Annotated in this window: 19 protein-coding genes; 9 read left to right on the top strand and 10 right to left on the bottom strand. The window is 40.0% G+C overall.

What is annotated here, in order from left to right; genetic code table 11:
• Nucleotides 1-22 precede the first annotated feature (22 nt).
• Entirely contained in the window at nucleotides 23-187 is a 165-nt protein-coding gene (gene rubA, locus B9T29_RS12335; protein ID WP_005179369.1) for a rubredoxin RubA, read from the bottom strand.
• 524 nt (nucleotides 188-711) lie between these two features.
• Here rubA and B9T29_RS12330 point away from each other — a divergent pair.
• Nucleotides 712-1,254, top strand: a complete 543-nt coding sequence (locus B9T29_RS12330) for an adenine phosphoribosyltransferase (protein WP_086176209.1) — start codon at nucleotides 712-714, stop codon at nucleotides 1,252-1,254.
• A gap of 43 nt (nucleotides 1,255-1,297) precedes the next feature.
• On the opposite strand, the gene B9T29_RS12325 is transcribed toward B9T29_RS12330, so the two are convergent.
• Nucleotides 1,298-1,804, bottom strand: coding sequence for a YqiA/YcfP family alpha/beta fold hydrolase (locus tag B9T29_RS12325; RefSeq protein WP_086176208.1), 507 nt, complete (start codon nucleotides 1,802-1,804; stop codon nucleotides 1,298-1,300).
• Nucleotides 1,805-2,281: 477 nt separating this feature from the next.
• On the opposite strand from B9T29_RS12325, the gene B9T29_RS16875 reads away from it, so the two are divergent.
• Entirely contained in the window at nucleotides 2,282-2,443 is a 162-nt protein-coding gene (locus B9T29_RS16875; RefSeq protein ID WP_416202492.1) for a hypothetical protein, read from the top strand.
• A gap of 232 nt (nucleotides 2,444-2,675) precedes the next feature.
• Nucleotides 2,676-4,205, top strand: coding sequence for a lysine--tRNA ligase (gene lysS / locus B9T29_RS12315; RefSeq protein WP_086176207.1), 1,530 nt, complete (start codon nucleotides 2,676-2,678; stop codon nucleotides 4,203-4,205).
• Nucleotides 4,206-4,641: 436 nt separating this feature from the next.
• Here lysS and trpS read toward each other — a convergent pair whose 3' ends face one another.
• Nucleotides 4,642-5,655 carry a tryptophan--tRNA ligase gene (gene trpS, locus B9T29_RS12310; RefSeq protein ID WP_086176206.1) on the bottom strand — a complete coding sequence of 338 codons (1,014 nt, stop codon included), beginning with the start codon at nucleotides 5,653-5,655 and terminating at the stop codon, nucleotides 4,642-4,644.
• A 199-nt stretch (nucleotides 5,656-5,854) separates the two neighbouring features.
• On the opposite strand from trpS, the gene B9T29_RS12305 reads away from it, so the two are divergent.
• Entirely contained in the window at nucleotides 5,855-6,781 is a 927-nt protein-coding gene (locus B9T29_RS12305) for a DUF808 domain-containing protein (protein WP_086176205.1), read from the top strand.
• Nucleotides 6,782-6,830: 49 nt separating this feature from the next.
• The gene (locus B9T29_RS12300; protein ID WP_086176204.1) at nucleotides 6,831-7,736 is read left to right on the top strand and encodes a neutral zinc metallopeptidase; all 906 of its coding nucleotides are present in this window, start codon (nucleotides 6,831-6,833) and stop codon (nucleotides 7,734-7,736) included.
• Between the two features lie 56 nt (nucleotides 7,737-7,792).
• On the opposite strand, the gene B9T29_RS12295 is transcribed toward B9T29_RS12300, so the two are convergent.
• The gene (locus B9T29_RS12295) at nucleotides 7,793-8,350 is read right to left on the bottom strand and encodes a hypothetical protein (RefSeq protein ID WP_086176203.1); all 558 of its coding nucleotides are present in this window, start codon (nucleotides 8,348-8,350) and stop codon (nucleotides 7,793-7,795) included.
• Between the two features lie 235 nt (nucleotides 8,351-8,585).
• Here B9T29_RS12295 and B9T29_RS12290 point away from each other — a divergent pair, with 235 nt between their 5' ends.
• The 3 genes from B9T29_RS12290 to B9T29_RS12280 all read left to right on the top strand — a co-directional run bounded on the left by B9T29_RS12290 (nucleotide 8,586) and on the right by B9T29_RS12280 (nucleotide 11,603).
• The gene (locus tag B9T29_RS12290) at nucleotides 8,586-10,085 is read left to right on the top strand and encodes a cation:proton antiporter (RefSeq protein ID WP_086176202.1); all 1,500 of its coding nucleotides are present in this window, start codon (nucleotides 8,586-8,588) and stop codon (nucleotides 10,083-10,085) included.
• Between the two features lie 102 nt (nucleotides 10,086-10,187).
• Nucleotides 10,188-11,066 carry an IS982 family transposase gene (locus B9T29_RS12285; RefSeq protein ID WP_086176201.1) on the top strand — a complete coding sequence of 293 codons (879 nt, stop codon included), beginning with the start codon at nucleotides 10,188-10,190 and terminating at the stop codon, nucleotides 11,064-11,066.
• Nucleotides 11,067-11,261: 195 nt separating this feature from the next.
• Nucleotides 11,262-11,603 carry an MGMT family protein gene (locus B9T29_RS12280; RefSeq protein ID WP_086176200.1) on the top strand — a complete coding sequence of 114 codons (342 nt, stop codon included), beginning with the start codon at nucleotides 11,262-11,264 and terminating at the stop codon, nucleotides 11,601-11,603.
• Between the two features lie 48 nt (nucleotides 11,604-11,651).
• Here B9T29_RS12280 and B9T29_RS12275 read toward each other — a convergent pair whose 3' ends face one another.
• The 4 genes from B9T29_RS12275 to B9T29_RS12260 form a co-directional block, all read right to left on the bottom strand.
• Nucleotides 11,652-12,092: a universal stress protein gene (locus B9T29_RS12275; protein WP_086176199.1), complete on the bottom strand. Its 441-nt coding sequence runs from the start codon at nucleotides 12,090-12,092 to the stop codon at nucleotides 11,652-11,654.
• Nucleotides 12,093-12,859: 767 nt separating this feature from the next.
• Nucleotides 12,860-13,399 carry a mobilome CxxCx(11)CxxC protein gene (locus B9T29_RS12270; protein ID WP_086176198.1) on the bottom strand — a complete coding sequence of 180 codons (540 nt, stop codon included), beginning with the start codon at nucleotides 13,397-13,399 and terminating at the stop codon, nucleotides 12,860-12,862.
• Nucleotides 13,400-13,433: 34 nt separating this feature from the next.
• On the bottom strand, nucleotides 13,434-14,060 hold the full coding sequence (locus B9T29_RS12265; protein WP_086176197.1) for a CatB-related O-acetyltransferase: 627 nt from the start codon (nucleotides 14,058-14,060) through the stop codon (nucleotides 13,434-13,436).
• Between the two features lie 116 nt (nucleotides 14,061-14,176).
• The gene (locus B9T29_RS12260) at nucleotides 14,177-14,566 is read right to left on the bottom strand and encodes a RidA family protein (RefSeq protein ID WP_086176196.1); all 390 of its coding nucleotides are present in this window, start codon (nucleotides 14,564-14,566) and stop codon (nucleotides 14,177-14,179) included.
• 135 nt (nucleotides 14,567-14,701) lie between these two features.
• Here B9T29_RS12260 and B9T29_RS12255 point away from each other — a divergent pair, with 135 nt between their 5' ends.
• On the top strand, nucleotides 14,702-15,289 hold the full coding sequence (locus tag B9T29_RS12255; protein WP_086176195.1) for a TetR/AcrR family transcriptional regulator: 588 nt from the start codon (nucleotides 14,702-14,704) through the stop codon (nucleotides 15,287-15,289).
• A 79-nt stretch (nucleotides 15,290-15,368) separates the two neighbouring features.
• On the opposite strand, the gene greA is transcribed toward B9T29_RS12255, so the two are convergent.
• On the bottom strand, nucleotides 15,369-15,845 hold the full coding sequence (gene greA / locus B9T29_RS12250) for a transcription elongation factor GreA (protein WP_086176194.1): 477 nt from the start codon (nucleotides 15,843-15,845) through the stop codon (nucleotides 15,369-15,371).
• A 103-nt stretch (nucleotides 15,846-15,948) separates the two neighbouring features.
• A complete protein-coding gene (carB, locus tag B9T29_RS12245; protein ID WP_086176193.1) occupies nucleotides 15,949-19,179 on the bottom strand; it encodes a carbamoyl-phosphate synthase large subunit in 3,231 nt (1,076 codons plus the stop codon).
• Nucleotides 19,180-19,185 lie beyond the last annotated feature (6 nt).

Here is a 19,185-nt window from a genome sequence, read left to right as displayed (position 1 = left end):
CTATGGTCTTTAGTATCAATAATTAGATTTCTACCATTTCAAAATCAACTTTTGATACACCACAGTCTGGGCAAGTCCAGTCATCCGGAATATCTTCCCATTTTGTACCCGCGACAATGCCATCTTGTGGCCAACCTTCAGCTTCGTCATAAATCCATCCACAAACGATGCATTGATATTTCTTCATTTGACTCTCCAAAACACTGACTTTTCAAAAATATGCGGTCAGTAAAATTTTATATACAGCATGAACCGATTGATATGACTTTCGATGTACATATTCAAGCAAATTTTTACGCAGTTCTATTGCTAATGTAAAGCGAATATCGGAGTTTAAGGGCAGAATTTGAAAGCAGAATTGCTGAGGAGGACAAAACTTGTCTTTAAAATAAGGAAATAAGCGTGAGTTTAGCAATATAAGTCATTCATCCAGATCAATATATGGCTAAATGAGGGCTGTGCAGCAGAGTTTGTGCAAAGTGAAAGGATTAGTCTTTTTAGACTAAGGTCGTGCAGAAAAAAAATACTGTATTTGTTATTCTATGATTAGATAAATCTATACCTATTATTTATTTAAAAAATTAACTAAATAAATCAGTAATTTATAATTTTGTGATTATTTTTATTATGGTTTAAAAGTAAGCACTGACTGGTCATAGGCCTAATAAAGCGTTAAAATTCATATATTCTCTTTTAAAATACTTTTCTCCCATGAGCAATCTGTCTACAACTTTGTGGTCTAACATTCGTACTGTTCAGGATTTCCCTAAACCAGGTATTTGTTTTTATGACTTGACTCCATTATTTATGGGAAACATTGAGTTATTAACTGATGCTTTAGTTGCCAGTATTCCTGCTGAAAAATTGGCAGAAGTCGACAGTTTTGTCGCGGTTGAAGCACGCGGTTTTGTACTTGCAAGTTTATTGGCGCAACGTTTGGGTAAAGGTTTATTGCTGGTTCGTAAAGCAGGAAAATTACCTCCACCAGTGGTTGGTGTCGGTTATAGCCTGGAATATGGCATGGATCGTCTGGAAATGTCGGCTGATGTCCAAGCGCAAAAAATCATTATTGTGGATGATGTGTTAGCCACTGGCGGTACGCTAAAAGCAGTCAAACAGTTAGTGAATAAATGTAAACATGAAGTTTTAGGGGCAAGTGTTTTTCTGGATTTACCAGATTTACATAATGACCTGGGCTTAGATATTTGGTCGGTATTAGATGAAAAATCGCAGCCCGAACAAGCTGTTGCTTAATTAAGCGGATGTAAGAAAAGCCTTGGGAATAACCAGGGCTTTTTTATTTTTTTAGAAAATGTGTCTGCATATGCTGAAGCAGGTCGTTGATATTTTCTGGACTGGCTAAACGGTGGTGTCCACCTTCGACCGCCTGAACCTGCATATACGGTTCGAGTTGCTGTTGTACAGCATACATATCCAGTTCTTCATCACCTAATTCCAGATAGGCAATTTGCGCAATATCGTGTTCCAGATCATCTTCATTAATAGGAGGATAATCGGCACGAAAATCTGGGCTTAAGTTGGGATTGGCGATAATTGCTGGAATTTTATATAGAGCTGACATTTTAAGCGCCCAGTAAGCGCCCAAGCTATGGCCAACCAGGATTTCAGGTTTGATTTTGGCAATAATGTCACGATAAAAATTAGCGACGGTTTGAAAATTCAGGTTACGATAATCTACGTCGATACAATATTTATGATCGGCGTTAATAGCATGGAATCTGGCTGATTCACGCGAAGAATCAAGTCCATGCAAAAATAGGATTTTTAAAGGGCATGTCTTCATTTTTTTAGTTCATACTTTCTTTATTCACAAAGATAGACACAGTTGAATAGATTACTTTTCAACTATTTTTCTTGAATCTATTGTAAGTGACTTGGCTGAACAAAGAAGTTAGCTTTTGGTCTAAGGTGTATTTCAGATCAATCTAATAAATTCAATTACAAAATAAATTTTTTATTAAAAATAAATACTTAGTGTTATTGATTGTTCAATTCAGTATTCAATAACAAAATGTAGCTATGATGTAAAAAATGGTTTCTCTACTTTCATGGACAGCATGTTTTAGAGAGTTGGCCACTCTATGGAAACATTAAATTATGCAATGTTAATTGAAGCCACACCACAACAAGTATGGCAGGTGCTATGGAACCCAGATAACTATAGTCAATGGACCTATTATTTTTTGCTCACTTCCAGTATTCATTCGGATTGGAAGGTGAATGGTAAAACGCTATTTCTGGATGCTGACAGGATGGCACGGTGTCTACCATTGAGCAGATAGATGAATTTAAGACATTGATCTTTAAAAATTTAGGTATGCTTCGAGAGGGTATTGAAGATTTAAACAGTGCAGAAGTTAAAAAATGGAAGGGTGCTTTAGAGAATATTTTCTGGAAGATTTACACGGAAAAACCAGATTGAGGGTGGAACTGGAAAGTCCTAGAGAATATAGGGAAATGATGGGTAACGGATTTAAGAAGGGCTTTGAGATTGTGAAACAATTAGCAGAAGCTTAAAAATGTGCCTCAAAATATAAGTGAAAGGAAGTGTTTTTAGTAAATCAATGCTTTTGAGTAGCAATAAGTCATTCGAAATTTATACTAAATCTGCTATGCTATGCAACTTCCGTTTTTTACACATATTCGAGGCAGAGATGACGCAACATAACGCTCAATCGACTTCTGAACAACACATTTCCGAAAACGATTTAATTGCACAGCGTCATGCCAAGTTAAAGCATATTGAAGAACATGCTCAGGAAAAGGGAACTAGCCCTTGGCCAAACACCTTTAAACGCGAAGATTATGCTCAAGATTTACAAGTACAATTTGCTGATAAGTCTAAAGAAGAAATTGAAGCTGGCGAGCAGGTTCGTGTCAAAGTAGCGGGTCGCGTGATGTTGAACCGTGGTTCATTCATCGTGATCCAGGACATGACTGGCCGTATTCAGCTTTATGTTGCACGTAAAGAACTTGCACCTGAAGTACTGGAAACCATCAAGAGCCTGGACTTGGGCGATATTATTGCCGTTGAAGGTTATATCGGTCGTTCAGGTAAGGGTGATCTGTATGTTCATATTGAACATTTTGAACTTTTAACTAAATCTTTACGTCCACTTCCAGACAAATTCCACGGTTTAAACGATACCGAAGTTAAATATCGTAAACGTTATTTAGACTTAATCGTAAACGAAGAAACACGTAAAACTTTTGAAATTCGTGCCAAAGTAGTTGCTGGTATCCGTAACTATTTAATCAATGAGCGCTTCATGGAAGTGGAAACACCGATGATGCATGTGATTCCAGGTGGTGCATCTGCGCGTCCATTTGAAACTCATCACAATGCTCTGGATATGCCATTGTTCTTGCGTATTGCGCCTGAGCTTTACTTGAAACGCCTGGTGGTGGGTGGTTTTGAACGTGTATTCGAAATTAACCGTAACTTCCGTAATGAAGGTGTTTCAACACGTCATAACCCGGAATTCACCATGATTGAATTCTATCAAGCTTATGCAGACTATAAAGACTTGATGGAACTCACTGAAAAAATGCTTGAGAAATTGGCCATCGACATCTTGGGTTCTACCGATGTTCCTTATGGCGAAGAAGTGTATAGCTTCAAAGGTCCATTCAAGAAAATTTCAATGTTTGATGCCATTCTTGAACATAACCCGCAATTCACTCCAGAAAATGTATCTGACCGTGAATTCCTGGCGAAATTCATTCAGGAAGAACTGAAAGAACAAGTGAAACCTGGTTTTGGCTTGGGTAAACTTCAAACCATCGTATTTGAAGAAACTGTTGAAACGAAGCTTCGTCAACCAACCTTCATTACCGAATACCCAGCGGAAACTTCTCCATTGGCTCGTCGTAATGATACCAATCCACACATTACTGACCGTTTTGAATTCTTCATCGGTGGTCGTGAATTGGCGAATGGTTTCTCGGAATTGAATGACCCGATTGACCAGGCTGAACGTTTCCAGGCACAGGTTGCTGAAAAAGACGCGGGTGATGATGAGGCGATGCATTTTGATGCTGACTTCATTGAAGCACTTGAATATGGTCTTCCTCCAACAGCCGGTCAAGGTATTGGTATCGACCGTCTGGTGATGTTATTTGCCAATGCTCCAAGTATCCGTGACGTGATTTTATTCCCGCATATGCGTCACAAACATGCATAAGTTGTGAGTATTAAAAAACCCGCCTTGTGCGGGTTTTTTATTGCCTGAAACTCATAGAAACTCATAGAAACTCATAGAAACTCATAGAAACTCATAGAAACTCATAGAAACTCATAGAAACTCATAGAAACTCATAGAAACTCATAGAAACTCATAGAAACTCATAGAAACTCAGGCAAAAAAATACGCAATGATTGGGGTGATCATCGCGTAGAACAACGAATCTGTTTGCACAGTTCGGTTAAGGAGAATGTTAGAACTAGGGGTAGCTCTAAGCATTTAAGACATCATAAAATGAATGCTGAGTCATTTCATGAGGCTTTCAGTTAAGTTGTGTTAATTCAGGTTAATAACCATAGGTTAGCGTGATTAATTGCTCATTTTTTGACTATAAAAAAGCCCTCGATGAAACAAGGGCTTTTTTATTTATAAGGGTTTAGAAATGGAACACACCCAAACCTGATTTGATTTCATCCAGGGTTTGCTGAGTAATGTCACGGCATTTTTCAGTACCCGTTTTTAAAATATCCATGATGTAGTCTGGATCTTTCTGTAATTCCATACGACGTTCACGAATAGGGCCGATCAGTTCTTTTAAAATGCCTTCAAGACGTTTCTTCACCGTACCATCACCCAAACCGCCACGACGATAATGTGCTTTTAATTCTTCAAGCTCTGCTTTATTGGTATCGAACGCATCTAAGTAAGTAAACACTACGTTACCTTCAACCTGACCTGGATCTTCGATACGAAGATGGTTCGGGTCGGTATACATGGCATTGACTGCTTTTTTGATGTCCTTGTCAGATGCATCCAGCACAATGGTATTGCCTAGCGATTTAGACATTTTCGCCTTGCCATCAAAGCCAGGTAAACGACCGACATTGGAAAGTAGCGCTTTACATTCAGGCAAGATCTCATGACCAATCTGACGGTTCAAACGACGCACGATTTCGTTGGTCTGTTCGATCATTGGAATCTGGTCTTCACCTACCGGCACTACGGTTGCTTTAAACGCAGTAATATCGGCTGCTTGTGCCACAGGGTAGCAAAGGAAACCTGCCGGAATATCACGCTCAAAACCACGCATCTGAATTTCAGATTTAATGGTCGGGTTGCGCTCTAAGCGTGACACAGTCACAAAGTTTAAATACAACATTGTTAGTTCATTCAATGCAGGCAAGCATGATTGAACACAGATGGTTGTTTTAGTTGGGTCAATACCCACGGCTAAATAATCAGTTGCCACTTCAATAATATTGCGACGTACTTTCTCGAAGTTATCTGCGTTATCTGTTAAAGCTTGAGCATCAGCAAGAAGAAGATGTTGATGATGAGAATCCTGTAATCCTACACGTGAACGTAAAGAACCTACAAAATGACCTAAGTGAAGTTGTCCGGTTGGGCGGTCGCCAGTCAAAATAACAGGACGATTGTCTTGATTACTCATTATCTCTCTATTCCAAAGTAGTTATTAGCACTACACGTATATGCTGATGAATGGCCTTATTGTACGGCATAATGTTTTTGAATGGCAGGCACTATAAAAACAGATCATTGAAAAAATAAGAACAATTTAATGATGTTGATACAGTTTTTTTAAATATTTATCTTTAAAATACAGAATAGAAATTTTAGGGATAACAAGAATGGCGAGTAGCTTATTAATATTATTAGATGATATTGCGACTGTTTTAGACGACGTTGCTGTCATGAGCAAAATGGCTGCAAAAAAAACTGCAGGCGTATTGGGCGATGATCTGGCACTCAATGCCCAACAAGTCAGTGGCGTGCGTGCTGAGCGTGAGCTTCCTGTAGTTTGGGGCGTTGCCAAAGGCTCTTTTGTTAATAAGCTTATTCTTGTGCCTTTGGCCTTGTTGATTAGTGTGGTTGCACCTTGGTTAATCAATCCCTTATTGATGATTGGCGGTTTGTTTCTATGTTATGAAGGTGTGGAAAAGGTTCTGCATAGTCTGAAGCATAAAAAAGCCACGACTGAAGAAGCGGCTGAAGCCGAGTTAACAGCAATCGAAACTGATTTAGCCACATTTGAAAAAGAAAAAATTAAAGGTGCAATTCGTACCGACTTTATTTTATCTGCTGAAATTGTGGTGATTTCATTGGGTACAGTAGCAACTGCTGCTTTTGCTACTAAAGTCATGGTGCTTTCAGCCATTGCCGTTGTCATGACGGTGGGTGTTTATGGCTTTGTCGCCATGATTGTCAAAATAGATGATCTGGGATTGTACTTAACCGAGCAGGCATCGAGTTTCAAACAAATTGTGGGACGTGGTTTACTGGCTTTTGCACCTAAACTGATGAAGACTTTGACCATTGTTGGGACTATTGCCATGTTCCTGGTTGGTGGCGGGATTATTACTCATACCATTCCATGGTTTCATCATTTCACTGAAGATTCAGTAGATTATGTGCAGCACATGCCCACAGTAGGCAATATTATTGGTGCTGTAACGCCGACTTTAATTAATCTGGCGATTGGTTTTGTTGCAGGGTTGCTGGTTTTAATCGTGATTGCAATGATTCAGAAGATGAAGCCGAAATCAAAGCAGGCATAATCCAAAGGCTGGCTAAATAAGCTGAAAGCAAACTAGAAGGAATATCACTATGCGCTGGAAAGGACGTCGTATCAGTACCAATGTGGAAGACCGTCGTGATGGAGCCGGAGCTAAAGCAGGTGGTATTAGTATTTTAGGGCTTATAGTTGCATTTGTGGCCTGGAAGTTTTTTGGAGTTGATCCGCAGCAAGCTTATCAGGCCACCAAACAGGTAACCTCACAATCGCAACCGGCTGAAACCAAGGGGCTGGATAATCCAACCCCTGAGCAGCAAGAGGCGATGGATTTTGTCGGCACAGTATTGGCGGATACTGAAGATACTTGGACTCAAGTGTTCCAGCAGCAATTGAATGCCCAGTATGTTCCTCCTAAACTGGTGATGTTTAGCGGTGTGGTTAATTCCGGCTGCGGTACGGCGCAATCTGCAATGGGGCCTTTTTATTGCCCATCCGATCAGAAAGTGTATATCGATACCACTTTCTTTAAAGATATGCGTCAGCAAATGGATATTTCCGGTGAGCAAAACAGCACCGAACTTTCACGCCAGGACCAGGCTGGAGATTTTGCCCAGGCCTATGTGGTGGCACATGAAGTCGGACATCATCTTCAAACCTTGTTAGGCATTTCGGCACAAGTACAAAAAGCCCGTGCCCAGTCAAGCCAAGTACAAGGCAATCAACTTTCCGTACGTCAGGAATTGCAAGCAGACTGCTTTGCCGGTATTTGGGCTAACCACAATCAGCAACGTACCCAGTTCCTGGAGCAGGGGGATATTGAAGAAGCCATGGATGCCGCGCATAAAATTGGTGACGACTATTTGCAGAAACGTGCGACTGGACAGGTGGTTCCTGACAGTTTTACCCATGGCAGCAGTCAGCAGCGGATGAAATGGTTTCAAACCGGTTTGAAGTCAGGAAATATCAACGATTGCGATACTTTTAATCAAGCCATTTGAACAGCTGAAAATGCTAGTCTAAGATTGAAAAAGAGGATTTTAAATCCTCTTTTATATTAACCATGGATAAATTTTTTAAAGTTTCGAATAATTCGAATCGACACATAAAGTGCGGCGCATGCAAACAACGCAATGCTTAACAGGCTGTATTTTAAACTTGAAATATCAGCCTGATAGAATTGCTGTATTTGTGGTTTGGAATAAGACCATTGTTGCTGCTTTTGAGTGCGACTATCTTGATAACTGACCTGCTGAATATAATGCTGCTGACCAATTTTTAATAACTCTAATTGTTTGATTTGCCGGGTATGCTGCTGGTTATAGGCATCGGTACAAATATCTTGCAGATAATGCTCACAGCTGAGTTTGGCAATATAACCATTATTCGCGATGACAATATAAATTGCTTGATCTGGTCGTTTATTGTTGGAAACCAAAACTAATTGTTCTTGCGGTGTCGATTTGAGTGAAATCTGCTTGGCTTGCTGGAACTGTTGATCTGCATTTAAAATTTCTTGGCTTTTTGAAAAAATACTCAAAAATAAAGCCACTGTAATCAGAAAAATTACTCCTGCAAAAAAAAGCCGAAATAGGGTTTTAACTGTTTGATGCATGAATAAATTCAACTTAAGGTAGAAATTAAGGAAAGGCTGGCTACACGAAATGTGCAGATATCAGGCTATGTTAAATGATTGCCAAAAATATGTAAAAAAACTTAACTATTTCGTATGACATAGCAAAAAATGGTTAAACTGATTCGGTTAATAAATGTTATTTAATTAAATATTTACATGGAAATGTTGGGATGCGTTCGCTTTATTCCAATGAATCGCTCGAATTGGAACTTTAATGGGAAATTTCTTTTTTCTTCAAGTCTTTACAGTTATTTTTGCGCTTTCAATTGCAACGACTATTTTTAATAAGCGTATTTTAGGTTTCCCTCAGGCGATTGGTGTACCCATTGTTTCGGCAATTTTTGTCTTTATTTTACAGTGGGGCGCCAGTCTGCTTAGTGGCAACCAGTTTATAACCATTAATATTCATAATATTGAAGAAGCGGTTCGTCATATTGATTTTTATGACTTTTTAATTAATGGGGTGATTTGTTTTATCCTGACATCTTCCGCTTTGAAATTTAAAGTTTCAGATTTAAAAAGTCACTGGAAGCCGATCAGCATCTTGGCCAGTATTGCACTGGTGCTGTGTGCGGTGTTTTTTGGTGTCACTTTGTATGGCTATCAATTCCTGATTGGCAAGCATGTCGATTTACTGGTGCTATTACTGTTAGGTGCCGCATTAGGTGCAACTGACCCGATTGGGGTAAAAGGGGTGTTGAGTTCGGTACGTGCACCGCATCACCTGATCGTAAAGCTGGAAGGTGAATCACTATTTAATGATGCTATGTGTATTGCCGTATTCATGACCTTGTTGAATGTATTACAGGGTGAACACTTTACCATCATTGGCACTTTAGAAACCTTGCTCTATGAGATTGTGGTGGCCATTATCATTGGTTGGGGCTTTGGTCTGGGGATTTTAAGATTACTGCGTGGCAAGCACGAAATGGAATCTTTAATTCTCACAACAGCGCTGTTGGCTTGCGGTTCCTATCTAGTGGCCTTATTTGCTCATGCATCTGCACCTATTGCCTGTGTTATTGGGGGCTTGGTAGTAGGGAATAAATGGAAAGAGATTTTACAGGAGCGTGAAATTCGCGAGGTCAATCATTTCTGGCATACCGTTGAAGGCATTATCAATTCATTCTTATTTACCCTGATTGGTCTTGAACTCTTTATTCTGGATTTAAGTATTAGCCTGATTCTGGGCGGTATCGTCGCATTCTTTATTCTGCATGCTTCACGCTTTGCCGCAAACTATTTGTCATTCGCATTTTTCCCGAACTTTAGAAATAAAAGCTATAACGGAAGTCTGGCAATTCTGTCATGGGGTGGGGTACGTGGCGGCATCTCATTAGCATTGATACTTGCCGTGGCGAATGTTCCACGACTAACTGAATACAGCAGTATTTTAATTGGCTATACCTTTATTTCGGTACTGCTTTCAGGCTTGGTCTGCGGACTCGGTTTGCCTGCGGTCATGAATGCCTTTTATTACAATCCGAATGAAGAAACTACGGGTTTTAAAGGCTGGTATCAACGCATGTGCCATAAAATGAATAAGAAAGGCTTCCAGTACATTGTCGGTGAAGATGCCAATGGCAATGAAACCATTACCGTTTACAACCCGGATGCGTTAATTGATGAGAAAGCCGAAGATGGTGTGGCAGTGATGCATAACCCAGAGAAGGTGCAGGTGGTGAAACGTCTGGAAAGCCCGGATAATTTCTAATCATCCTAAGTAACCCGAATTACGGATAAGAAAACTGCTTGAAAAAAAAGATGGTTAGAGCCATTTAGAAAGTTACTACACAAACCAAAGACTCTAACCACCATGTTTGATTTTACAGAAATTTTCTGTACCGTTGATGATTTTTTTAAGAAATTTGAACCCATCTATTGGCAATTTCTCAAGCAGGAAAAAAAGCGTAAACGAATTCGATTTGCAACCTTATCCCTCTCTGAAATTGTGACGATTGCAATTTGTTATAAAATATCGCAAGTACATAACTTTAAAATATTTTTTCAATTACTTTGCCAATTTGAGAGTAAATTGTTTAAGTCTTTGCCTTGCTATAAAAATATGCTCAGCCTGATTAACCAACATCAGCTTGCGATCCATGCGCTACATCGTGCTTTAAGCAAAGGACAAGCATGTCAATATCTATGGATTGATTCAACACCTTTGCCTGTCTGTAAAAACAAAAGAATTCCTAAAGGTCACCATGCTTTAGATGATATTGCTTCTCGTGGTAAAAGTTCCATAGACTGGTTTTATGGCTGCAAATTACACCTGCTCATGAACAGTGAAGGAAAAATTGTGAATACAGTTTTATCCACTGGACACCTTGCAGACATTAGAAAAATCGAAGAGTTAGTTGATGGTTTATTGGCAACTATTTATGGAGATAGAGGTTATATAGGAAAATCGATAAAAGCCAAATTATTAGAGCAAGGTATTGATTTAATTACTTATCCAAGAAAAAATATGCAAGTAAGTCGATTGCCTTTTTCTGATGAGTACCACTTGAGACAGCGGAAAAGAATTGAAACTTTAATTGGTTTGTTGAAAGAAAAATATCATTTAGTGAGCAGTAAGCATCGAACTATTTCTGGTTTTCTGGCAGGCATATTTTCATCTTTATGTGCTTATCAACTCTGTCAGAAGAATAAGCCGAAAATTCATGTCGTTAGAAATTTGGCTTATCCGTAACTGAGGTTAAGTAACAAAGGCCCCTTAGCGGGCTTTTTTATATTTTGTTTCTTGTGGATGCTAGAGTAGAGAGATATCAATGATCTATGGGATATTCTTAGAGATGAGCCATCTTGATGATGAGTTGGAAGTCTTTTAAAGCTACCAGCTTGAATGCAAAAATCACGAAATCTCAAGGTTTAATAAGGACAATATATGCTTCAACATTCCAATACGTCCAGTGATGAATTAGCGCGGCAAATCCTGCAAGTGGTGGCTTTAATTCCCTACGGCAAAGTCGCTTGCTATGGACAGATTGCCAAGATGGCGGGCTTACCCAAACATGCACGTTTAGTGGGGTATATTTTAAAGCATCTGGATTCAGAAGCGGAAATTCCCTGGCATAGGGTCATCAATGCTCAAGGAAAAATTAGCCTAAGCAAATTGAATGATCAGGGAGAAAATATCCAGCGATTAGAGTTATTGGCAGAAGGGGTAATGGTGATTGGAGATAAAACAATATCAGTGGATGAATGCTTTATAAAAAAATGTATGTGAATCAAGCTTTTCCCACCTTTAGCAAAAGATGGGAAAGCCCATGGCTTATTATTGACGAACAATCAGTACCGGAACATGCGATTCGCTTAGCAGACTTTGTGCAACACTGCCCAAGAACAATTTTTTCAGACCTGTACGGCCATGTGATCCAATAACAATCAGATCGGCATGGGTTTCGTTAGCTGCATTGACAATTTCACGATGAATTACTTGTCCTTCAATAAGTTTAGTTTCAACTTCAAGACCTTGTTCATGGAATTTTGCTTTTGCTGCCTCAAGAGATTCTACAATTGCCGTACGAGCACGTTCAATCAAGTCATTGGTTTGATTGGCAGAAATATATTCTGCTGCAATATAGGGATCCAGCGCTAACACTTGAACTACAGTGACTTTACTGCCGAATGCTTTAGCAAATTCAATTGCTTTTGTTACAGCTGCATAAGCTGTTTCTGAACCGTCAACAGGTACTAAAATATTTTGATAAGCCATGTGTATTTCTCCTTATAATCCTTACTAGAAACAGATGCTTTAACCCTATGAATTTCTGTACATGGAACTATTTGAAATTTGATACTAGGCGTTTTAAAATAAAACAAAACCTAGTAATTTCATAGGGATAATTAAATCCGCTAAATTTTTTTGTAATTTAATCTAACATGGATTGGATGGAAAATTAGTGGGTTTAAAACTAAAGTATGATGAAATTGTAAGCAGATTTTTTATTTGTAACTATGTGTAAAAATACCTGTGAACTGCTGCTTAGAATTGTCTTATTATACATCTGTTAACCTATTGATAATGAAATATAAATTTCTAAAACAAATCAATTGAATTAGTAAGGTGACAGTTTTAAAAAAGCATAGCAGTAAGAATCGCGGAATCGAAAATGTCTGAGTACTCAACTTAGTAATTATGTTAATTACTACAAAGTGTAGCTCTGTAGATTAGAGCGTAGCATTCATAATGCTGGGGTCACAGATTCAAGTTTCATCGTAGTCACCATATTCTGAAAAAGACCACTCCGATTGAGTGGGTTTTTTTATGTCTTATGCTTTGTATTGAAAATAAATAGATTATTTTCCACAATGAGGACATCGTCCTCTTTTGAAGGGCCCAAGATCTAGAGCTTGTGGTCTTGATCTTGTATTTAGTTGTGTGGGTGTTGCATTTAACATTATTGAAATTCGTACTCTATCTTGTGGTGATAGTTGTTGGATGGCCCTTAAAATTGTTTCTACATTATTCATGATATATCCTTAAAAGTTGGCACAGTTGTCACACTTTTTACCTTTAGCTGGTTTTTCAGTTTGAGGGATCTCATTACACATTGGGCACGTGACTTGGAATCTATAGAGTGATTTTCTTGTACCATAGCGTATTTCTTTATTAGATATAGATTTTGAAATATCATCTTGCTTATATCGTTTTTCTTTTTCCAACAATCTATCAAATACAGTTTGGAAGTTTCTATCTTGCTGATCAAGATCAGAAAGCTCAGTAAATAACTCATCTTGACGTTGAAGCGCTACAATCGAATATTGGTGTTTATCATCCCATTTATCAATGATTGACCAAAGAAATGCTAATATTTGGACAGCTCCTAAAAATATTGCCCACCACTTTACAACATCATCTACGGACCCAATAGCCAAATAAATTAAGCCAATTATGATTGGTATGGCTAAACCTAAAAAATTTAGCAATTTAATTAACAGAGCGTACTTTCTGACTCGTTTTTCGAAGATACGAGCTGTTCCAAACGTATTAAATAGCTTTTTTTCTAATAGAGAAGACATGGTTGCTTAAGGTTGATTTTTTATAATTATATTATTATATGTATGTTTTTATATGAATTTCTATTTTTTCAAGATCATCCGTCTGTAACTTTTCACGCATTTTTAAAAACTGCTTTTCATCTAAGTTATAAAGCTTAAGGGAAAGCAGTTTTTCGATATCTTCATGTGGAAAACGGTATTTAATAATTTTCGCAGGTACGCCACCGACCACGGCATAAGGCGGCACGTCTTTTGTGACCACTGCACCTGTCGCCACAACTGCACCTTCACCCAGCTTCACGCCTTGCATAATCATGGCACGAGATCCAATCCAGCAGCCATCACCAATGATTGTATCGCCAGCAGGCATAAAACTACGGGTATCAAACGGAAATGCTGAAATCCAGTCGGTACGGTGCAACTGGTTGCCACCCATCATAATCACGCATTCTGCGCCAAAACAGACGAAATTGCCGATATAGAGCTGATCAATCGGCTTCTCAGGTGTGGAAGGCTTGTCATGTAGATAACGCACCACACAACGCTCAAAACCCTGATCCCAATAGGCTGAATAGTAAGAATAATTCCCTTTAATATGAATATTCGGATTCTTCACTGTTTTAGAGATGAATTCGAACTCGCACCAATGCTTTACAGGGGAGTTAATCAGCTTTTCAGACATAAGAGGGCTATAACAATAAGGAATGCGCCATTATACCGAATTGATCTTTAAGCTGGCGAACAATCCAATTCAACAAATGAACTGATTTTGAAAGTAAGTTTTTACATTGCCTGAGATCATTGAGGTATACGTGCAACTACTTTGATTTCAAAGTCAAAGCCAGCCAGCCAAGTCACGCCAACAGCCGTCCAATTTGGATAAGGTTTTTGCGTAAACACCTGATTTTTAACTTTCATAATAGTTTCAAATTGCTGTTCATGATCGGTATGAAAAGTGGTGACATCGACAATATCATCGAAAGTACAACCTGCCGCTGCTAATGTAGCAGCCAAGTTTTTAAAAGCCTGTTCTACCTGTTTCTCGAAGTCCGGTTCAGGGCTACCATCTTCACGGCTACCGACCTGACCTGATACAAAGAGTAAATCTTCCGATTTGATTGCAGCCGAGTAACCATGTTGTTCATACAAGGCATGGCGATCTTGGGGAAATATTGCAGTTCTAGTCATGACTATTCTCACTGAATGTCTAATTTAAAAAGATTCAAAAAACTTAATTTTTCACATACGCCTCGTATGTAAACATAATTGACATACGAGGCGTATGTCAATTAAAATTTTTACATTGATGAGGTAGTTAAATTGATGTCTGTTCGTGAACTAAAAATGGCGGAGACCCGCAAAAAACTCATAGAAGTTGCACGTCGTGCATTTGCTGAATATGGTTATGCAGACACTTCAATGGATAAACTCACTGCAGAAGTAAGGCTGACCCGTGGCGCGCTATACCATCATTTTGGAGACAAACGGGGTTTATTTGCTGCTGTGGTCGATCAAATTGATTCAGAAATGGCGGAATATTCCCGGAAGTATCTGGATCAGCCTGATGATCTTTGGGAAGGTCTAATGCTGGAAGGGCGCACCTATATTGAGAATGCCTTGAATCCTGAATTTCAGCGTATTGTGCTACGCGATGGACCTGCGGTACTGGGTGATCCTGCACATTGGCCAAGTCAAAATAAATGCTTGCAGTCTACCCGTGAGTGCGTTGAACAATTATTGGCGTTAGAGCGGATTAAAACTGTAGATCCTGAAGCGGCTGCCGTATTTTTAAATGGTGCTGCCATGAATGCTGCATTATGGGTGGCTTCCAGCGAACATCCTGAGCAGGTATTACCAGAAGCATTACATGCTTTTCAGCTCTTTGCGTCAGGATTCTTAAAGGAAGGATAGAGTAGAGTATTTATAATCAATTGTCTGAATATAAAAACCCCTCATTAGGAGGGGTTTTTAAGCCTAAAATATCTAAGACTTAGAGATATTCAACTTTCACAATTTCGTATTCAACTTCGCCTTGCGGAGTAACGATTTTCACTTCGTCGCCTTCGTTTTTACCCAACAGGCCACGTGCGATCGGAGAGTTCACAGAGATCTTGTTGATCTTAAAGTCTGCTTCGTCATCGCCAACAATTTTATAGGTCTTTTGTTCTTCAGTGTCGATATTTTCAATCGTTACCGTTACACCAAAAACCACACGGCCATTTTGCTCAAGTGTTTTTACATCAATTTCTTGAGCTGCGCCCAATTTGCCTTCGATGTCTTGAATACGCCCTTCACAGAAACCTTGCTGCTCACGCGCAGCATGATATTCAGCGTTTTCTTTCAAATCCCCATGTTCACGTGCTTCAGCAATTGCTGCAATGATACGTGGACGGTCAACACTTTTAAGTTGCTGTAATTCTTTCTCTAGGGCAATTTTGCCTTCGGGAGTCATAGGATAACGTTGCATTGTTGTCCCTCATATTTGTAAAAAGTAAAAATCAGTAAAAGTACTGATTTATAAATAAAAAAAGCCCGCCACCGAGAGGTGACGGGACTTCTCGGTAACTTAATTAACCTTTAGTAAGGTCTTGCAAGCGGTATACGTCCATTGGCAATTTAATTGCTAAGGCTTGGCATACAGCATCGGCACCGTTTAAGGTAGTTGTGTAATACACTTTACCTTGAAGTGCAGAGCGACGGATCGAGAATGAATCTTCTTGAGCCTGTTTGCCTTCAGTCGTATTGATAATGAGCTGAACTTCGCCATTTTTCAAGCGGTCCACGATATTAGGACGGCCTTCTGTGACTTTGTTCACACGTTCACATGCAATACCAGCTTCTTTAATGACATCATAAGTACCGCCTGTGGCGATCACTTTGAAGCCAAGATCAGTTAACTGTTTAGCAATACCCACTGCACGAGGCTTATCTGAGTGACGTACAGACAAGAATGCGTGTTTTACTTCACCTTCAGTCGGTAGACCTGGTAAACGATCGTTAGAGCCTAACACAGCTTTATAGAACGCTTCACCAAAAGTTTTGCCAACGCCCATCACTTCGCCTGTAGATTTCATTTCAGGGCCAAGAATTGGGTCAACGCCAGGGAACTTGTTGAATGGGAACACTGCTTCTTTTACAGAGAAATGTTCAGGAATAATCTCTGTAGTGAAGCCTTGCGACACAAGAGATTGACCAGCCATACAACGTGCAGCAACTTTCGCTAAAGATTCGCCGATACATTTAGAAACGAACGGAACCGTACGTGATGCACGTGGGTTCACTTCCAGAATGTATACGTCAGTACCTTTAACAGCAAACTGTACGTTCATCAAACCAATTACGCCTAGCTCTTTCGCCATAGCAACTGTTTGACGACGCATTTCGTCCTGAACTTCTTTAGATAAAGAGTAAGGAGGAATAGAACATGCAGAGTCACCTGAGTGAATGCCCGCTTGTTCGATGTGCTGCATGATACCGCCAATCACAACGTCTTTACCGTCAGATACGCAGTCCACGTCAACTTCGATCGCATCATCTAGGAAGCGGTCAAGCAGAACTGGCGCTTCATTTGATGCTTGAACCGCATCACGTAAGTAGCGTTTCAATTCGTCATCGTTGTAAACGATTTCCATTGCACGACCACCCAATACATAAGAAGGACGTACTACAAGTGGATAGCCAACTTTCGCCGCTTCAGCCATACCTTCTTCAGCAGATTTTACAATGCTGTTGTTAGGTTGACGAAGTTGCAGACGTTGAATCATTTGTTGGAAACGTTCACGGTCTTCTGCACGGTCAATTGCGTCAGGTGATGTACCGATAATTGGTGCACCCGCTTCTTCTAAAGCACGAGCCAATTTAAGCGGAGTTTGACCACCGTACTGAACGATAATGCCTTTAGGCTTCTCGATACGTACGATTTCAAGTACATCTTCCAAAGTAATTGGTTCGAAGTACAAACGATCTGAAGTGTCATAGTCGGTTGAAACAGTTTCAGGGTTACAGTTCACCATGATGGTTTCATAACCGTCATCACGCATTGCAAGGGCAGCGTGTACACAGCAGTAATCGAATTCGATACCTTGACCAATACGGTTAGGACCGCCACCGATGACCATAATCTTGTCTTTAGAAGATGGGTTTGCTTCACATTCATCATCGTAAGTTGAGTACATGTACGCTGTGTCAGATTCGAACTCTGCAGCACATGTATCCACACGTTTATAAACTGGGGTTACGCCCAAGTTCCAACGGTGTTTACGGAATTGTTTTTGTGAAATACCCATCAAACCAGCGATACGAAGATCTGATAAACCTTTACGTTTAAATGCACGGATATTGTCAGCATTTAAATCGCCAAAACCTAAAGTTTTGATTTGGTTTTCAGTTTTGATGATGTCTTCGATCTGGATCAAGAACCAACGGTCGATGTTTGTTGCAGCGAACACTTCGTCTAGTGTGAAACCGTGACGGAATGCATCGCCCACGTACCAAATACGCTCTGGACCTGGAACTTTAAGTTCTTGCAGGATTTTTTCTTTCGCGCCGGCAGTACCCACTTCGATTTTTTCATCAAAGCCACATGCGCCAACTTCTAAGCCGCGAAGAGCTTTAGATACAGACTCTTGGAAGTTACGGCCAATCGCCATCACTTCACCGACAGATTTCATCTGTGTTGTAAGCGTTGCGTCAGCTTGCGGGAATTTCTCGAAGTTAAAGCGAGGAATTTTAGTAACAACGTAGTCAATTGCAGGTTCGAATGATGCAGGAGTCGTACCGCCAGTGATGTCATTTTTCAATTCATCAAGAGTATAACCAACCGCCAATTTTGCTGCGATTTTTGCAATTGGGAAACCAGTTGCTTTAGACGCAAGAGCTGATGAACGAGAAACACGCGGGTTCATCTCGATCACAACCATACGGCCGTCTTTCGGGTTAATACCGAACTGAACGTTTGAACCGCCAGTTTCCACACCAATTTCACGAAGTACAGCTAAAGATGCATTACGTAACAGTTGGAATTCTTTGTCTGTCAATGTTTGTGCAGGCGCAACGGTGATTGAGTCACCAGTGTGCACGCCCATTGGGTCAAAGTTTTCAATGGTACATACAATGATACAGTTGTCGTTTTTGTCACGAACAACTTCCATCTCGTACTCTTTCCAACCAATTAAAGATTCATCGATCAATAATTGTTTAGTCGGAGAAAGATCGAAACCACGTTCACAGATTTCGATGAATTCTTCACGATTGTATGCGATACCGCCGCCTGAACCGCCCATCGTGAATGATGGACGAATGATCACAGGGAAACCGAAACGCGCTTGAATTTCAAGTGCATGTTCCATGCTTTCTGCAACGTCAGCACGTGGACATTCCAAACCGATTTTGCGCATTGCGATATCGAAAAGTTTACGGTCTTCCGCTTTTTCGATCGCTTCTTTGGTCGCGCCAATCAATTCAACATTGTATTTCTTTAAAATGCCGTGCTCGTCTAGGGCAAGGGCACAGTTCAATGCTGTTTGACCACCCATTGTAGGAAGAACAGCATCTGGGCGTTCTTTCTCAATGATTGCTGCAACAGTTTGCCAGGTAATCGGTTCGATATACGTCGCATCTGCCATAGCAGGGTCAGTCATAATGGTCGCTGGGTTAGAGTTCACCAAAATAACGCGGTAACCTTCTTCACGAAGTGCTTTACACGCTTGCGCGCCAGAATAGTCAAACTCACAAGCCTGACCAATCACAATTGGACCAGCACCGATAATTAAGATGCTTTTAATGTCTGTACGTTTAGCCATGATGCT

The sequence above is a fragment of the Acinetobacter sp. ANC 3903 genome (assembly GCF_002135315.1).
Taxonomy (GTDB): Bacteria; Pseudomonadota; Gammaproteobacteria; order Pseudomonadales; family Moraxellaceae; genus Acinetobacter.
The sequence above is the reverse complement of the archived record's forward strand: the minus strand, read 5'-3'. Positions and strand labels throughout refer to the sequence as shown.

Bases quoted from the DNA above. Each gene is read 5' to 3' on its own strand.
- greA (WP_086176194.1), bottom strand. From the start codon at position 15,845: ATGCAACGTTATCCTATGACTCCCGAAGGCAAAATTGCCCTAGAGAAA.
- B9T29_RS12305 (WP_086176205.1), top strand. From the start codon at position 5,855: ATGGCGAGTAGCTTATTAATATTATTAGATGATATTGCGACTGTTTTA.
- trpS (WP_086176206.1), bottom strand. From the start codon at position 5,655: ATGAGTAATCAAGACAATCGTCCTGTTATTTTGACTGGCGACCGCCCA.
- B9T29_RS12330 (WP_086176209.1), top strand. From the start codon at position 712: ATGAGCAATCTGTCTACAACTTTGTGGTCTAACATTCGTACTGTTCAG.
- B9T29_RS12270 (WP_086176198.1), bottom strand. From the start codon at position 13,399: ATGTCTTCTCTATTAGAAAAAAAGCTATTTAATACGTTTGGAACAGCT.
- lysS (WP_086176207.1), top strand. From the start codon at position 2,676: ATGACGCAACATAACGCTCAATCGACTTCTGAACAACACATTTCCGAA.
- B9T29_RS12255 (WP_086176195.1), top strand. From the start codon at position 14,702: ATGTCTGTTCGTGAACTAAAAATGGCGGAGACCCGCAAAAAACTCATA.
- B9T29_RS12290 (WP_086176202.1), top strand. From the start codon at position 8,586: ATGGGAAATTTCTTTTTTCTTCAAGTCTTTACAGTTATTTTTGCGCTT.
- B9T29_RS12275 (WP_086176199.1), bottom strand. From the start codon at position 12,092: ATGGCTTATCAAAATATTTTAGTACCTGTTGACGGTTCAGAAACAGCT.
- B9T29_RS12260 (WP_086176196.1), bottom strand. From the start codon at position 14,566: ATGACTAGAACTGCAATATTTCCCCAAGATCGCCATGCCTTGTATGAA.
- B9T29_RS12280 (WP_086176200.1), top strand. From the start codon at position 11,262: ATGCTTCAACATTCCAATACGTCCAGTGATGAATTAGCGCGGCAAATC.
- carB (WP_086176193.1), bottom strand. From the start codon at position 19,179: ATGGCTAAACGTACAGACATTAAAAGCATCTTAATTATCGGTGCTGGT.
- B9T29_RS12300 (WP_086176204.1), top strand. From the start codon at position 6,831: ATGCGCTGGAAAGGACGTCGTATCAGTACCAATGTGGAAGACCGTCGT.
- B9T29_RS12325 (WP_086176208.1), bottom strand. From the start codon at position 1,804: ATGAAGACATGCCCTTTAAAAATCCTATTTTTGCATGGACTTGATTCT.
- B9T29_RS12265 (WP_086176197.1), bottom strand. From the start codon at position 14,060: ATGTCTGAAAAGCTGATTAACTCCCCTGTAAAGCATTGGTGCGAGTTC.
- rubA (WP_005179369.1), bottom strand. From the start codon at position 187: ATGAAGAAATATCAATGCATCGTTTGTGGATGGATTTATGACGAAGCT.
- B9T29_RS12285 (WP_086176201.1), top strand. From the start codon at position 10,188: ATGTTTGATTTTACAGAAATTTTCTGTACCGTTGATGATTTTTTTAAG.
- B9T29_RS12295 (WP_086176203.1), bottom strand. From the start codon at position 8,350: ATGCATCAAACAGTTAAAACCCTATTTCGGCTTTTTTTTGCAGGAGTA.